Origin of the sequence: Peribacillus frigoritolerans (assembly GCF_004358755.1) — a bacterium.
GTDB lineage: Bacteria > Bacillota > Bacilli > Bacillales > Bacillaceae > Bacillus_P.
The window spans coordinates 505,465-522,831 of record NZ_SMZY01000003.1; the positions used below are offsets into that span (position 1 = coordinate 505,465).

Sequence of the window (17,367 nt, forward strand, 5' to 3'; positions counted from 1 at the left end):
TAGCGTGCGGTTGTTTCCACTTTGATCCGCAAAATCCAAAATAGAGGAATCATAGCATGCGGTTGATTCCACTTTCCTGCGCAAAACCAAAAATGGTGGAATCATAGCGTGCCGTTGATTCCACTTTCCTGCGCAAAACCCAAAATGGTGGAATCATAGCGTGCCGTTGATTCCACTTTCCTGCGCAAAACCCAAAATGGTGGAATCATAGCGTGCCGTTGATTCCACTTTCCTGCGCAAAACCCAAAATGGAGGAATCACAGGTAGTGGTCGATTCCCTATTCCAGCACAAAACTAGCAAGCACCTTTACAACCTCAAAGTGCCTTTTCCTAGCGAAAACCTACTGCCAGCAAAAGGGGTTTCTGCCTAGTATCTGTCTCTATTACCCCATACATTCTTTCTTCAAAACCTTACAGCTGAATAAAAAAAGACCATAAACGAATATGGTCCATTTTCACATTAAGTTGTGTCTTACTTTACGAATTTATAAAGGTTTCCGAAGTTGATGTATGTGATCTCTTCCGGGCAATCCTTCACAATGTTTTTCGTGTCGAAAATTCTTTTTGTTTTCATGCCTGTGAAGTCAGCTGCATCAAGTGATTTAAATTCGTTGTGATCTGTCAGAACTAAAACAAGATCTGAATTGTTCACAGCTGTTTGAATGTCTTTTTCTACCCAGTCTTTTTGAACATGCGGGTCGTAAGCAATCACTTCGTTGGCACCAGCCATTTTCAGCTGCTGGTAGATATCCATTGCAGGACTTTCACGAATGTCATCTACGTTCCCTTTGTATGTCAGACCGAATACCGTGATTTTTTTATCGTCTAAACCGCCAAGCATTTTCGATACGTTTTCTACAACAAATGATGGCATAGAAACGTTGATGTCGCGTGCCTGGTAGATCAGCTTCGCTTGTTCAGGAGCTTCTGCAACGATGAAATACGGGTCAACCGCTAAGCAATGTCCGCCAACGCCCGGTCCAGGGTGATGAAGGTTAACACGCGGATGCTTGTTAGCCATCTCGATAACGTCAAGAGCATTGATATCAAGTTCTGTACAGATTTTCACAAGCTCATTTGCAAGGGAAATGTTCACGTCTCTGAACGTGTTTTCCATTAATTTTGACATTTCAGCTGTCTTCGCATCCGTCAAAATCAGTTCGCCTTCAACAAATGTGCTGTATACTTTTGCTCCTGCTTCTTTACATGCTTCTGTCACACCGCCGATGATGCGGTTATTGTGAATAAGCTCATGCATGATTTGGCCAGGAAGAACACGCTCTGGGCAATGGACTAAGAAAATATCTTCGCCGATTGTAAAGCCATGCTTCTCAAGCAAAGGTTTTACATGGTCGTCTGTTGTACGAGGCGCGATTGTTGATTCTACGATGACTGTATTGCCTTTTTCAAGGTAAGGAATCATCATTTCAGTAGCGCTTAATACGTATTTTAAATCTACAGATTTATATTGATCATCTTTATTTGGAGTTGGAACAGCAATAATGAATACATCTGCTTTTTCAGGCTGTGTTGATGCTTTGAATTTGCCAGATGACATGACCTCTTCTAGTGCTTCTTGAAGGCCAGGCTCTTCAATATGAATTTTACCTTGGTTTAATGAATCTACAACATGCTGCTGAACGTCTACGCCAAGCACGTCTACGCCATGCTTTGCAAACATAATAGAAGTCGGCAGTCCAATATAACCAAGACCAAGTGTTGCGATCTTCATGTGAATTCTCCTCCAGTAGGTTGTTCATAAAATTTCTCTCATACAACAGTACAGCTTTGAAAACATCGTGTCAATGATTTCAGTTACAGCTGCTCTAAGAGAACTTTTTCTTCCTTCGTTTCTGTGATTTCTTTTAGTTCTGCCTGAATCATTTTATGCTTGCCGCATTGGTACCTGACGATATGAGCAGCTTCCTCCGATTTCTGAAGGAAGGCTTTCGGATTGTAGTAAAGGTATTCAATGGCTTCTGCAAGACCCATATAGTCTTCGCCTTCTGCTAAAAATCCGCAGGAGTCATCGATGAATTCAGGGATTGCATAAACACCGGACGTTACTGGCACAAGGCCGCTCGACATCGCCTCACCAAGAGAAACACCCTGGGAGTCCATTCTTGAAGGACTTAAAAAGACGCCGTGTGATTTATGCTGCTCCGCTATTTCTGTCTGAGACAAGAAGTAGTTGTGAAGATGAACGTTTGGAATGCCCCGGATCGGTTCAACGGTTTCATTCCATAAAGGACCCTGGCCATAAATGTCAAACGTGAGTTCTTCGAAGAAGGGCTTGTCTTTCAGCGCAAGGATCGCTTTAACGGTCAAATCGTTCGCATACGTTCTTGAAGCAAACGGACGGATCGTTAAAATCCGCTTTCGCTGCTCTTCCGTTTTCTCTACATAATTAAACAGCTCGTCATCAATGGAATTATGAATGATGCTGTAATTTTTGATAATCGTATTGGTATCCTTTTCAGCCACATTCTCTTTGTACCATTTTGAGACGAAAATAAACTTAATATCGTCATCATCTTCAGTATAAAGATCTGCCATGAAATCAAGCTGGTCCTGATTGCGTTTCGCATATTCAAGGCTGCTGCGGATTTCTTTTGTGCTCTGATAAAAGTTAAACCAGCGGCGGTACCATTTTGTTGTCTCAAAACCGTGCACCCATACAAGCTTTGGCGTGTAGCGCGCATCTGACTTCCGGACAGCCCGGTACATTCTTTCATTGATAAAGTGAAACAATACTTTCTTGTATGGCTTCGCATTCAAAAGATTTGTCAGCGCATCTTCTCCGCCAATGTAGACCGGCACACCTTCATAAACATAGTGAGCCACGCTTGCAGGTGACGTATTTAAACGGTAGATGGCACAATTAATGCCATTTTCACGATATCCAAGAACGCGCTTATGCACAAACATGTTCTGATAATACGTGTTTTTTTCGGGATAGACATTTGTGACAATCAGGTAATCAGCCTCCGGATATCTTAAAAACAGTTCCTTTTGGCTTTCTGCAGTTGTCACCTCATAGGCAGAAACGGAAAAATCCGTAATCACGGCTTCTCCGGTTCCTGAAAGCCTGATTCCCAATGAATAGCTGGAAACATCGCTTGGGAAACTCAAGTTCATTTCACTGCCAAGCGGATTGTACTGAACGTACACCTTATTGTTATCCCGGTCATATCCCACGATGACCTGCTGAACCTGAACACCGCTGTGCACAGTTCCGTCTATTCTTGCAATGTAAGAATGATCAGCATTTAAATTGCGGTCTACCTTATTGTTATGATCATAGTAAAGAATGATTGGCTTTGCATCTTTTGTCAGCTGGCTGATTTTAATATCCAGCTGGTCGCCGCCCTCAATCTGAACGTCATAGCTCGTGATTTTTTTCTTTGGCCATTTATCAAAAAAAGTACTTACTTTAACCGGCTCGTTTGTTAGCAAGACTGTCCCCTCCCGTCAATTGAAAAATATGAGACATACTTTTATTTTCTGCGTTTTAGTCCCCAATATTTCATCTGTAATTTCCCAAGTTTGGAATTCTGCAGTCTTGTCAATTTTGTTCTGAGCTCGTTTATGGCCCGTTCTTTTTCTTCGAGAAGCTTTTTCTGCTCTTCCTGGCCTGCAGAAATAGACTCGATAGAGATCCCTGATGCCTTTAGGCCTGCAGCCTGATGTTTACTGATCAGCTGACCAAGATTTTCACGTGATTCCACGTCATCAGCAATTGCTGTCAGTATGGTTTTAAATTCCTGTTCCATTTCTTTTTTATCCTGGATCAGGCGATCAGCAAGCTCTCTTACACGCTCGAGCTCATCCTGGTCAGCGGCGCCTGTACGCTGAAGATCAGTCTCTCTCTTTTTCACCCAGCTCTTTTCAAAAGCAATACCTGTTTTTGAAGCACTGCCGCTTTCTTTAGTTTCCACGGAGATAGCAGCTTGTTTATGGACAGGTTCAGATTCCATAGCGGCCTTCTTTTCTATGCGGGCATTATTGCCGGAAAATTTCTTGGCAACCATCTTATCAAATACAACGCCTGCTGCTTTCGCATCATTTAATGGGGACAAGTACGTGATGCCTTCACTTTGACCCAGTATGCTTCCTTCTTCATAGACGCCCCAAATGTCCGTGCCGCTGCCTTTATAATCACTTAATTTCGACGGCAGGTAAGGGTTTATTGGCTTGTTATCTTTCGTCGTCGAATCATTCACAACTAAGCAATCAAATTTCGTACAGAGGTTAAGGAACGTGTAGAAATCTACAAAGCCGTTGACGATGATGGAATCTTCAAGCGGATCGTTTTTAAGCTGATCCTCGAGCTCTGTCGGTTTAGCCGTGAAGACATGGATAAGCACCTTGCGCTGAGTATCCTCATTCGCTTCTTTTAAGCCAGAGAACAAATCGTTCAAGTTCCGCTTGCTGTAGAAGTTTCCAAAATAGGCAACATTTACATGGTCATCCGATAGAAGTGGATAATTGAACTCCTCCATGTGGTAATAATTTTCCGGCAGTGTAGGATGCGGCTCAATGACCGCTTTTTGCTTGATGATTGGCTTGATTTCCTCGATCGGGAACATATCCATCATGTATTGGTACTGGTTTTTGTTTGTAAAAATTAATTCATCCGCAAAAATATACGGCAGATACTCACACCATACGAACATGCTTGCATCGTTCGGAGACGGAAAACCTGCTTTTTTCACATCAGCTTCAAGCTGCTTTAAATACCCTTGATCTGTAATATCAACCAGGCGCTTCTTAGCTTCAATATCATAGATTAATGGATCTGAAAACTCAGCGATCCATTTTGTCTGCGGGTATTTCTTTTTGTATTCATACGCCAGAAAGTGGGAAGCAGCCCACATCGCACGGCTGAATACCTGCTTATGAACGCCATTTTTCTCTACCAGTTCATTCGCGCCTTTCATGCCCAAATCCATAAACGTTTTGATATGTGCCCAGTGAGAAAAGCTTGAAGGCGAGTTGATCGGAAGTCTTGTATGAATTAAATCATCCACCATTTGGTTCAGGGATGTATTTTTTGTCCGGACTTTGTCCATTGTATTGTAGATGACATCTGAAACCTTGCCTGCCTCTCTCATACGTTTCGCCATAACGTTTCCGGCTGTGTCGTTATACGGCGGGAAACAATAGGAAACAACCAATTGCTCAACTTTGTCTTTGTTAAGCAGGTGATAAGGGAAGTAAGTCAGCCTTCTAGATGAAATTTCTTTAATTATCCGGTCGTATTCATCTTGATGCTGTTCGTAATAATTCACAATAAATGAGCTTTGCGCGTTCGTTTTCCGCTCGATAAAATCACGTTTTTCAGGTGAAAGATCAGAAATCAGCAGAAGATCATTCATTTTTTCAATACAATCCGCACGCTGTTTTACATTAAAATCAAACGTCATAGCCTGGCGGGAAATGGAGTTTTCTCTGAGTGTTCTATAGTAGATCACTTTCTTTGTTATAGGAGCTACCACGAACTCAAGGTCATTTTTTATCAGCAGTTCTGAGAAAAAGACAACATCTTCGCCGCTATTCAGACTTTCATCAAACTTGTATTTTTGGACATATAAAGTCGGTATCAGCTTGCATGCGTTAATGGTTAACACCGTGTGCAGCTTCATGTAAGGACTTTGCTTACTTATTACGGATTTTAAAATCTGGCGGTTAATCGGATTGGAAGATTGAACATTTCCGTCCGGCTCAACGTTAAAGATTTGAGAAATCACTATAGCGTTCGGCTTTGCCTGCTTGAACATTTCCTCTAAAAAATTGTCAGAGAAGTAATCATCGTCATCAAGGAATGTGACGTATTCGCGAGTAGCCAGGGAAATCCCTTTGTTTCGTGCAATGGATGCACCAGCTTCATCCATTATGACAACACGGATATTCGTCAAGTTTCTTTCTGAGATCAGCTGATTGATAATCTCTTCCGTTCGGTCTTTTTCTCCGTTAATCACCACAATGACTTCAAATAAGGCAGGATCAAGTGTTTGATCAGCCAGTGATTTTAAGCATTTGCCAATGACATTTTCACCTTTGTAGGTAGGGATAATAACGCTGATGCCTTTGTCATAAAGAGGCTTTTCGTTCTTCCGCACATGCTCCTTTTCGATGTCATACCCCATTTTCATAGCTCGTGTTAGTCGGACTTTCTCTAAACGTTTGAGTATTTCCACTTTAAGCATTATTTCTTACCTCTTCCGGCTAGTTTTTTCTTCAATGCCCAGTATTTCAATTGAACTCGGCCAAATCGGGATTTTCTCAGGACATTATAACGGTGTTCGATATTTGCAGCTTTTTTGTTTGCATCCTCAATTTTCCCAGTCGCTGCAAGAGCTGCTTTCAGTGCATCTTCTTCACGGTTCAGCAGCTCAACTGTTTCAATTTGCAGCTGGCGGATATATTCATCCTTCTGTGCAATTTGTGCTTTTAGCTCTTCATACAGCTTGTCAGGCGATTCTTTTGGCTGCTGAAATTCTTTTATTTGTTTCTCCAGTTTTGACACTTGACCTGCTAGAGTTCCGATGCGCTGCGTGTATTCTCTTTCCAGCGAATAAAATCCCTGCTCTAATTTCTTTGTGTTTTCTGCTGTATAAAAAGTTTGGTTATTTTCTTGAACAGCTGTGCAAATTACGCCTGTCCATCTTCCCAAATACTCAAAGGATTCAACTTTGAAATGAGCACCTAATTGTTCAGCTAATAATGAGTAATAATAAGTGCGTTTATGATCTATGAAATCATTAATGCCAAAAGGAACCGTTACGATTAATCTTCCGCCCGGCTTTAAATGCGACAATGTTTTCTTCAAGAACGAATCAGGGTCACTGATATGTTCTAGTACTTCAGTAAGCAAAATCGTGTCGTAGTCAGTGTCTATGTCATGATCCGTCATAAAATTAGAAACTTTAAATGAAACGGCGGCTTGTACAGAGGGGTGTTCTTTACCAAGTTCTGTCTTTGCGTATTCTATTGAATCATGAGAGATATCGATTCCATCTACTTTTTTGCCTTCCCGACCTAATAGTATGGCATTTATACCCTGTGAGCAACCAATATCAAGCACTTTACTGCCTTGGACATGTGTAACAATCCAATTTATGCGCTCTCTTGTTTTCTTGCTGAAATCTGTTCCTAAAGCTCCATAATATGCTTCATTAACACGATCTATAATAAGTTTACTCAAAGAAACTCCTCCAATTAGCTGTGTGTTATGGCAATGACGTATTTTCAATTCTCTTTGATTGTAGTTTTTGCAGATTTATTCTATGTATTCTGTAAGGCCCTACTTATTATATCGAAAACTGTCTTTCGTTAACAACCATAAATAAAGCCTGCAATCAAAATCGAAGATTGCAGGCTTTTGTTATTAGTTCGTTTTCTTCCATTGATAGAAGTCGTTGATTCCCTGAGCAATCGCTTCGGCAGCTCCATCCCTGCCATCATTTGTTTTAAAGATAGATGCATCATTTTTATTTGAAATGAAGCCCATTTCAACCAGGACTGATCTTGTATAATTTTTATCAATGACATAAAAAGCTTCTTCTTTTATCCCACGATTTGTTGTATCTAGCGCCTTTACTAACCGTGACTGAATAAAAGCTGCAAGTTTTGCACTGTCTGCTTTTTCTTTGTCAGTCATAGACGCCGTGCTAAAGCTGCCGCTGCCGTTTGTTGCAAACGTTTCTGTTCCATTAGCTGATGGAGCCGTGCTTGAATTCATATGAAGGCTGACAAAAACGCCGGCGTTCTTGCTGTATGAAAAATCAGTCCGTTCGTTTAAAGAAAGAAACGTGTCATCTGATCGGGTCATCTGGACGTCATAGCCTAATTTCTTAAGCTTGTCAGCTGCGATTTTACCGACTGCCAGAGTCACATCTTTTTCCTGCAGGCCATTCCCAATTGCTCCAGGATCTTTTCCTCCATGACCAGGATCGATCACAATGACTTTGTTCAGCTCTGTATCTTCTGCAACAGGTTCAAGAGTTAAATATTTTGCTGAGACATATCCTGTTTTTCCGCTGTATTTAACTGAAACCCAGTCATCTTTAAGTTCCGCAGGATTCAGCACTTCTACCTCTTTGCCTTGCGGGATTGTAAGAATAATGGCTGAGCTTGTACTTTTTTGGGAGCGAAGACTCAAGTTCTCGCGTACATAGTACTTTAGTTCCTGGGGTGCAATTTCTTCGACAACGACTGGTTTGTTTACAATATCCGATGATTTTATATATCCTGTCTTGCCATTATGATCAGCTTCAGCCCACCCATTTGCGATCCCGCCCTGTCTGATCTTTATTTGATCATTGGCTGTCAGTGACGCGAGCACGGAAGAAGCTGTGCTTTTCGAAGTATACACTTTCGTGTTTTTATTTGCGTAATAGGTAAAGTAAACAGGTTTGCTCGCAATGCTGCTGTACGGTGTATACCCTTTTATACCATTGTATTCAATTCTGCTCCAGCCGCTGATGACACTGCCTTTTTTCACTTTCACAGCAGAACCGGGCGCAATTTTTGTCTTAGGTGTTTTTGTATTTCTCTCATTATATAGGGTGACATTTTTAACAGCATAGTATGTGAAATATACCGGCTGGGCTGATGTGAGTTTTGAGTAATCAGCATAATACTTTGTTCCCTTATGATTAATTTCTACCCAACCATTTAGGACCGTTCCTTTAGCAACCTTTATGACAGCATCCTCTGCTATAGATCCGAATCTTTTCGTCTGAGTCCCTCTGCCTCCGTAAAAACTCACAGGTTCCTTAGTATAATAGTTAAAGTAAACCGGCTGGGAAGGCTTTTTGTTCGTAATGTCTGCAGCTTTGGCATACATGGTTTTTCCGCCAAGCTTAATTTCAGCCCATCCGCTGCTGATTCCGCCTTTTTTAACGGTAAAGGCTGTCTGAAACTTGACTCTTCCCGCTTTTGAAAAACGATCTCCAGGGCCGGTCCGAGCTTCAAACTCATTTTTTGCATAGTATGTAAAGGTAACAGTTGAGGCTTCTGCTTTTTGTGGCGTCCAAAATTCAATCATTCCTGCAGCAAGTAAAAAAACGGCAATCACACTGACTAAAAGCTTTTTCATTCCATACGTTCCTCCCGGGTGTTTGTAAACTGGCAAACTGCCCGGGACTTTCCGCACAGCCTGCTCAGTTTATATATCGAGTCAATCCGGGAAATCTTTAGCGATATTTAGAAAAAAATGTATGGGTTTTAATTAGGAGACAGATGGAAAAAGGAAAGTGAATCACTGAAATCGGCAAGTATTTAACTCTTTTAGAAAGTAAAGTACTCATTCCGGAAAGTATTTTTGCCGTTTTAGAAAGCATTCAGAAGCTGGACCAAAAGAAGACCATCCTTAAGTGTTTGAAACCACTTAAGAACGGCCTTTTATTACTTCTTTGCGTCCTACTGAAACATAAGTCATCCATTCGGGAATATCTCTCAGCGGATAGATGTTTCTGCCATCAATTAAGATGGGGGTGTTCATTTTTTCCTGATAGAGGTTCATTGGGAACGTGCGGACTTCATCCCACTCCGTCACAATAAATGCAGCATCTGCATCCGTGATTGCTTCAGCAATCGTATCGCAATATGTAATCGATTCCTTTAACACCTTCCGTGCTTCATCCAGTGCGATAGGATCGTACCCAGTAACGACTGCACCTTCCTTCACCAATTCCTTCGCAATGACAAGCGAAGCAGCTTCTCTTACATCATCTGTATTAGGTTTGAAAGCTAAGCCGAGAAGAGCAATTTTTTTCCCTTCAAGAGAACCCAAATGCTTTTTCGCTGACTCGATTAACTTTAACGGCTGCCGGTTGTTTACGGTGATGACCGAATTCAGCAGATCGAATTTATGCTGCACGTTGCCTGCTAATTGAACTAATGCCTTTGTATCTTTCGGAAAACAGGAGCCGCCATATCCGATACCGGCTTTTAAAAATTGCGAACCGATTCTGGCGTCTTTCCCAATTCCTTCTGCCACATCTTCAATGTCTGCGCCTAATTTTTCGCATATATTGGCGATCTCATTGATAAAGCTGATTTTCGTAGCCAAAAATGCATTTGCAGCATACTTAATCATTTCCGCACTTCTAATATCCGTCCTGACTACTGGAATGCCAAGCGGTTTATAGATTTCTTCAAGCTTATCCCCGGCAAAAGGAGAGCTTGATCCAATGACGATACGGTCCCCGTGGAAAGTATCATGGATGGCAGAGCCCTCTCTGAGAAATTCAGGATTAGATGCGACTTCTGCATGGATGGATGGTGCCTTATACTGTTTGACGATCTGTAGAATATGTTCATTTGTACCGACGGGAACGGTGCTTTTTACAACAATAATCACATCGTTTTGAATTTGTTCAGCGATTTGAACAGCTGCCGCTTCAACATACGTCAAATCAGCAGATCCGTCTTCCTTTTCCGGTGTGCCGACAGCGATGAAAATGATTTCACTTTCCCCGTAAGCTGTGCGGGAATCTGCGGTAAAAGACAATCTTCCTGACTGGACATTTTTCTTCATTAAGTCCTCTAGACCAGGTTCATAAATAGGAGAAACTCCATTGTTCAGAAGATCCACTTTCTTTTCATCGATATCCACACACCTTACCTGATGGCCGATCTCAGCTAAGCATACACCTGTGACAAGCCCGACATATCCGGTTCCAGCAACTGATATTCTCACTGAGTAATCCCCTGACCTTTCTCTATCCGTTTGAAACTTTATTTTTTATGTACTGCAAAATATCTTCTCTCAGCTCATCGTTATCCATGGCAAAATCGATTGTCGCCTGAATAAAGCCAAGCTTGTCTCCGACGTCATATCGTTTGCCGCTAAAATGAAAAGCCGTTACCTCTTCTTGATGGGCAAGTTCTTTTAGAGCATCCGTTAATTGAATTTCTCCGCCTGAACCCGGTTTAAGATTTGCGAGAATGTCAAAAATCTCCGGGCGCAGGATATATCTTCCTAAAATAGCCGTAGTGGACGGGGCATCTTCCTGCTTTGGTTTTTCAACTAAATCTTTGACTTTATAAACATGGTCAGCCATTTTTGCATTTTCATCATAGCTGACGATTCCATACTTCGAAACATCTTCAGGCTTTACATTTTGCACGCCGATCACTGTGCTTTGAAATTGATCATAAATGTCGATTAATTGCTTTAAGCAAGGAACCTCAGATTGAACAATGTCATCACCAAGCATAACAGCGAAAGGTTCATTGCCTATGAATCTTCTGGCGCAATAAATCGCATGCCCGAGACCAAGAGGCTCTTTTTGACGGATATAATGAATATTGGCCAGCTCCGAAATGCCCTGGACCTTGCTGAGCAAATCCCATTTCTCTTTTTTAATCAGCGTTTCTTCAAGCTCATAGGATTTATCAAAATGATCCTCAATCGCACGTTTCCCTCGTCCGGACACGATTAAGATGTCCTCAATTCCGGAAGCAACGGCTTCTTCGATTATATATTGAATCGTGGGTTTATCAACAATCGGCAGCATTTCTTTAGGCTGGGCCTTCGTAGCCGGCAAAAACCTTGTCCCCAAACCCGCAGCCGGTATAATCGCTTTTTTCACATGCATGTGTCTACCCCCTGGTTATGTCAAAAGTCTCTCTCTTTATATTACAACATCAATAGAGTCTATTCCTTTAAGGTTTTATAAATGTTTGGTTAAGACGAAAAGCGGAGCCGACTGGTCAGACCCGACAGACAGATAAGGGTCCGACAGAAAAGGCGCTTTTTGCCTTTACTGGCGGAGCAGTTCTGGCCGAGGGGCTAGGAGGCGGAGCTGGACAATGACGAAAAGCGGAATCGCCTGTTTAGCTCCGACAGGCAGATAAGGATCCGGCAGAAAGGGCGCTTTTTGCCTTTACTGCCGGATCCGTTCTGACCGAGGAGTTAGGCGATGGAGCTAGACAAGACGAAAAGCGGAGCCGACTGGTCAGACCCCACAGACGGACAGAAAACAAAAAAACTGACTCCAAAATCGTCTTCCAACGTTTTCAGAGTCAGTTTCTCTTAATTACTGAAGAAACCAGTTTTGCAGACTGCTGCGGGTTTGCTCAGAGATGGCTCCTTTTCCGCCCAGGTAGTGAATGTGCGGAATGAATGTCATGTGATCATAGATGTAGCTTGAGACATGCAGCGGAACGGCATCTTTTTCTACTAGAATGATAGGTGCGCGGTCGTTTGCCGCCAGCACTGAACCAGGCAGAGCATCAATAAACTCTGTCCCTCTTGCAAAGAAGACTTTGCGATTGTCCAGGTTGTATTTTTTCACGATATTTACGCTGGTTTCATAGCGGTCTATTCCGTACACGCGATCAACATGGCCAGCACCTACTAAAGCTTCAAGCTGAGATTGAACCTTAGCTGATACAGCTGTCTCTCCTCCGACAATCGTTACTTTGCGTACACCGCTGCCGCTGATGTAATCTGCAACTGCTTTTGGAACAGTGCCAGCTTTTGTATAAAGGATCGGCATCTGCTCAGCTGCTGCATAGGAAGCAATGGACAAAGCATCCGGCGAGTCACTGCTGTCAGAAGTAATAAAGATTGAGCCGGAATGGCCTACTTGTTTAGCGACTGCTGCTGCCGTATCATATCGCTCTGAACCGCTGATGCGGTGTACATTTGCTGCGATACCCTTAAGCTCTGCTTCCACTGAATCAGAAATGGCTGATTTTCCGCCAAGAATATAGATATTTGCAGGATCCAGATTCGCTAACGTTCGTTTAACGGAATCAGATAATTGATTAGGATTGGATAATAGCAATGGTGCATTGTATTTTTTGGCAAGTACGCTTCCAGTTAAAGCATCAACAGGATTGTCTCCCCGGCCGATAAAGACCGTGTTTGCGGATGCCCATCCGAACTCGGCAATGGCTGCACTTGTTTCATAGCGGTCTGCGCCTTCAATTTCTTCGACGGCTTGACCAATATAGTTATCATAGTTTGTGCCAGGGTAATAGAAATTAGTAATTTCCATATAATTTTGCTTTTGATCGGACATGGCTTTAGCGCCGTACTGGCTCATTCCGACGCCATGGCCAAAGCCGCGGCCGTTAAAAGTGTAGACGCCATTTTCAAATGTCAGGGAATCAATTAAATGACTTTTGAATTCCACCGTGCCAAACATAGAACGAAGCGCAGTGATGTTGACGTTTGTGCCCTCTTTTACTACGGTTTCAATCTCGCCGTCTTTCATCTGATAGGTGCCATTTGCATTTTTAACATAAAATTCAATGCGGTAGCTTCCTGTTTTTCGTCGATCTCCGCTTGTTTTTTCATTCGAAACAGCAAGCTTCGACACTTTGACAATTTTGAGGTCTTTGCCCGTGAAGTTTTTGTCTGTTTTAAGCCATGTCTTGATATTGTTTGAATACTTCTCGTCTTTTTCCTTAATAGTACTCCACCAATCTGCCGGCTTCGTTAAATCAAGAAGAGCCGGGTTCAGCTGATTTTCACTCACGCTGATTTTCCATGGTGTTCTAGGATCATAAGGATCTGTTTTTGCAGGGAAATAAGACAGCGGTGTTCCGCTCGTCCATACATTTGCATTATTTTCTGTTTTGCCGCCGTTGCTTGAGCTGTATAAAGCCTCAATCAGATTACCATTCATCTTCAGAACTTGGCCTTTTGTCCGGTTAACTGCTTCATTTGTGTTGTTATATGAGGATTTATTCCAAATATATCCCTCATATTTTTGAAAACTCACTGTATCATCAATTGTTTGATTTATTCTTTTTAATGCATACGTTCTCGCTGAAACGGATTGAGCTTTAAGAGCCTCAACAGGCCAGCTTGGATACATTTCTCCAGGTACAACGCCTTTTAAATAATCTTCAAGAGGAAGTTCATTTTCCGGACGGACGTACTGGCTGTTTTCAACCTTGAATTTCATCGTGCCTAAATAAGAACGGCCATTAATCTTCATATAATTCTCTGTGCCGTATTTTACAGGCAAAAACACGGCAGAACTGTTCAGCGTCTTGTTCTTGACGCTGCCATTATACAAAACCAATCTGCCGCTTTCATTTTTCACTTTATAGGTATATCCATCTTTTAATTTGAAATCATTTTCTCCGGCCAAATAGTATTCGCCTTCAACTTGAACCGTTACATCTTTGGCATTGCCGACATAGTGTTTGAGATTAACAGACACTTCTGAAGGATTACTATTAGCAGCAAACGCATTTTCTTCCGCAAACAAAAAGAATAGTGTTAATGCAACAATTGACATAAAAGCCTTATTCAAAAGTAGTTCCTCCGCTATGATAGATTGAGAGCTTCTAGCATTAGCAGTTTATTCCACAGAAGACAAACTTGACTCACCCTTGTACCCATTTTCGCCGGTAAGTTCAAAATCTTCTTTTATGAGTCCGAGTTTAGGAGCGTAATATCTTGTAAAAATAGTTTCCTCGCCTACTACTTCATTTGATATTTTCTGAATGACGAATACATTTTTCTGTTTTCCGTAAGGCGTTTCGACAGATGCTGATTTTTCCAGCACTTTCCAATCAGCTCCGCTGCCGAGCAGCTTTTCATTCATATTCGGCTCAAATGAGTCCAGTATATTGGCACTATGGTCCTGCAGCTCACGATCCTCATACACTAAAGTAATCTCAGAATCTGTCCATTTAAAGATCTGAGTGGTCGTTGAATCGCCCAATGTCAGAGCTATTTGGACATATTCTTTATTAGCTGCCGTCACATTTTCTGTGAGTAAAACGACTCCGCCTTCTTTAAATTGTTTTTTTGCTCCTGTCTCAGGACGATATTCCAAATATGGACCTGCGGTACTTTGTTCACTCTCCATTTTTTTATCGGTATTTTCTGGAGATTCTTTAGGCTTTTCCATATTTTCTTCTGAACTTGCTTCCGGTTCACTTTCTTCATTCTGAACCTTTTCTTGCTCTTGATCTTTAGCCGGATCTTCTTTAGCAGGAGGCTCTGTTTGAACAGTTTCTTCTTTCACCGGTTCCTCTTTTTCAACAGGCTCTGTCACAGAAGGATTTTCTTCTTGTTTGCCTGCCTCTTCATCACTTGCTGCACATCCTGATAATAATAAAAGAATCAGAGAGAAAATAGTCAGCATTTTTTTCATTATAATCATCCTTAACTTAAGAAAGATTCGGGCTAGTGATGCGCCCGAATCCATCTGAATTATCTTACTCTGTTAAAAATCTCGCCGGTTATCGCATCAGGAACAGCTCCGCCGATCAGCGTCACTTCTTTCATATGATGCTTGCCTCCATACTCCATGATGTAGGTTTCAAGAGATTTATTAAACGTTGAACCTGTCAGGATCAGCGGTGCCTTTGTCACTAGAGATAATGGCGCTGCCGCTAATGCATCCGGGAAATTGGCTCCCGTTGATACTAGAATAGAATCTGAGTTTAGATATGGATCAAAACGCCAAAGTACTTTTGCAAGAGTCTCGTAGCGGTCTTTACCAGCTAAGCGTGCATAGCTTGATGGAGCTGCGTTTTTCACCTGTGTATCAATATTCGATGTAAGAACGCCATTTCCTCCAAGAATCAAAGCCTGCTTGCCTTTAAGCTTCAGTCTTGCTTCACTTGAAAGGCTGTTTGTATCAGACAGCATAATCGCCCAGTTTTTCTGAGCAGCTATAGGCGCTGCACCAAGAGCATCCGGATAATTGCGTCCTGATGTGACAAAGTAGCCATCGACGTTTCCGATCTGATTTAGAATAAGCTGATTTGTCTCGAAACGATTCGCTCCGCTGATTCTTTCAACCGTCAGTTTCATTGATTGAAGCTGTGTGGCAATCCCTTTAGAAACGGCACCTTCACCGCCAATGATGATCGCTTTTTTTGCTTTTAGACGGGTGATTTCATTTGTTATGTAAGAATCCATTCCAGTTCCCTTAACTAAAAGGATTGGCGCTGCCCCGTGCTTTCTTGATAATGGACCAGCTGAAAGTGCATCAGCATATCCTGTGCCTGTTGCGATAATAACGGTTTTATCCGGTTTGCTGTCTGCAAAGCCTGCAGGATACATTTTCTTTGAAACATGAATCGCTGTTTGATAACGATCTGCACCTATTAATTTCGTTAAAGGGAGCTTTCTCGTTACTTTATCGTTTGCGATAGTTGTAAATACCACTTCACCAGAAACCTTATTAATTACTCTGGCATTAGGTGAAGACTTTTCTGCAATGTAACGGGCGTGTTCAAAATCAACGTAGCTTGCTTTCTTCGCACCATTTACATAGAGATCATATTTTTTAGGCAGGAAGTTTGACCAAAGGGTAAAGCCATTGCTTTTATAGACAAGTCTCGTATTTCTGTACTTTTGTGCAAAAGCCATCGCTTCGCTTGAAGTGAAGAACTCTCCTAATTTCCCATTCGTTCTGTGGTGCACTTCATATAGAGTGCTTGTTTTATAGATATCTTTTTGAGCATTCTTGTCGAACACTCTGACTGGATTTGTCTGTTTTTTTGCAAATTGCAAAGCCTGATCCTTCGATTTCGTCGTTAATAATTTATGATTGCTGGAATCGTATACTTCATAGACTTTAAAGTAATTTACGACGGATGAGGCAATAGCCTGTGCTGCTTTATTTTGAAAATCCGATGTTTTAATGCGTGCTTCTTCTTCACGATTTGTCATGAAGCCCATTTCAACAAGGACCGCAGGCATTTTTGCATTGCGGATGACATAGAAGCTTTGATCATCGGCAATCCCTCTGTCAATTGACCCTAATTTAGCTAAAACAGTCGGATGAATTTCACCCGCCAAGCGCTGATTATCTGCTAAGTATTTGATTTGCAGGGGATCATGCGGATATTCTTCTTTTGCGTGGTCAACACCATTATAGTAGTAGGTTTCGTATCCTTTTACGTAGGGGTTGCTTGGATGGGCATTATGGTGAATAGAAACAAATACGCTGTTGTCGTTATTTCCTTTTGCAAACTGGTTGGCTTTCTGCATTCTGAGATCAAAGTCACCGCCATCTGTACTTCCGTCCGCTTTCTTCAAATAAGGGGCAAACTCCATGTCGGTTTCTCTTGTTAAATAAACGGTAATGCCGCTTGTTTTAAGATAATCTCTTACCTTTTTAGATACAATCAAATTAGCCGTTTCTTCGCAAAAACCAGTAGAATTCCCGGTTAATCCGCACGTGCCGCTGAATTTCCCTCCATGGCCTGGATCTATCACAAGGACTTTTTCCGCAAAACTTGTATTCGGGGCGAGTAAGAGCAATAAAAATAGAAAGATGCCCAGTGCCCATGACTTGCTGCTTTTCATCATTCACTCTCCTTTTTTCTGCATTGTTCGCTATTACTCTCCTATTATAGCACCCGTAATCTATC

10 protein-coding genes are annotated in these 17,367 nt (G+C 41.9%); all 10 read right to left on the bottom strand.

The window, feature by feature from the left end:
* Positions 1-472: 472 nt before the first annotated feature.
* The 10 genes from E2R53_RS16045 to E2R53_RS16090 all read right to left on the bottom strand — a co-directional run bounded on the left by E2R53_RS16045 (position 473) and on the right by E2R53_RS16090 (position 17,305).
* Entirely contained in the window at positions 473-1,732 is a 1,260-nt protein-coding gene (locus tag E2R53_RS16045) for a nucleotide sugar dehydrogenase (RefSeq protein WP_133312734.1), read from the bottom strand.
* 83 nt (positions 1,733-1,815) lie between these two features.
* Positions 1,816-3,456 (bottom strand): glycosyltransferase family 4 protein, encoded by a 1,641-nt coding sequence (locus tag E2R53_RS16050; RefSeq protein WP_133312735.1) that lies wholly within the window; start codon positions 3,454-3,456, stop codon positions 1,816-1,818.
* Between the two features lie 41 nt (positions 3,457-3,497).
* Entirely contained in the window at positions 3,498-6,209 is a 2,712-nt protein-coding gene (locus E2R53_RS16055; protein ID WP_133312736.1) for a glycosyltransferase, read from the bottom strand.
* Positions 6,209-7,207, bottom strand: a complete 999-nt coding sequence (locus E2R53_RS16060; protein ID WP_165971012.1) for a methyltransferase domain-containing protein — start codon at positions 7,205-7,207, stop codon at positions 6,209-6,211. Before E2R53_RS16060 ends, E2R53_RS16055 begins: the two co-directional genes overlap by 1 nt.
* 183 nt (positions 7,208-7,390) lie before the next feature.
* On the bottom strand, positions 7,391-9,103 hold the full coding sequence (locus E2R53_RS16065) for an N-acetylmuramoyl-L-alanine amidase (protein ID WP_133312738.1): 1,713 nt from the start codon (positions 9,101-9,103) through the stop codon (positions 7,391-7,393).
* Between the two features lie 291 nt (positions 9,104-9,394).
* On the bottom strand, positions 9,395-10,708 hold the full coding sequence (locus E2R53_RS16070; protein WP_133312739.1) for a UDP-glucose dehydrogenase family protein: 1,314 nt from the start codon (positions 10,706-10,708) through the stop codon (positions 9,395-9,397).
* Between the two features lie 22 nt (positions 10,709-10,730).
* A complete protein-coding gene (galU, locus tag E2R53_RS16075; RefSeq protein ID WP_133312740.1) occupies positions 10,731-11,609 on the bottom strand; it encodes a UTP--glucose-1-phosphate uridylyltransferase GalU in 879 nt (292 codons plus the stop codon).
* Positions 11,610-12,050: 441 nt separating this feature from the next.
* Positions 12,051-14,285 (bottom strand): SpoIID/LytB domain-containing protein, encoded by a 2,235-nt coding sequence (locus E2R53_RS16080; protein WP_133312741.1) that lies wholly within the window; start codon positions 14,283-14,285, stop codon positions 12,051-12,053.
* A 48-nt stretch (positions 14,286-14,333) separates the two neighbouring features.
* The gene (locus tag E2R53_RS16085) at positions 14,334-15,134 is read right to left on the bottom strand and encodes a hypothetical protein (RefSeq protein WP_133312742.1); all 801 of its coding nucleotides are present in this window, start codon (positions 15,132-15,134) and stop codon (positions 14,334-14,336) included.
* A gap of 59 nt (positions 15,135-15,193) precedes the next feature.
* Positions 15,194-17,305: a cell wall-binding repeat-containing protein gene (locus E2R53_RS16090; protein ID WP_133312743.1), complete on the bottom strand. Its 2,112-nt coding sequence runs from the start codon at positions 17,303-17,305 to the stop codon at positions 15,194-15,196.
* Between the last annotated feature and the right edge of the window lie 62 nt (positions 17,306-17,367).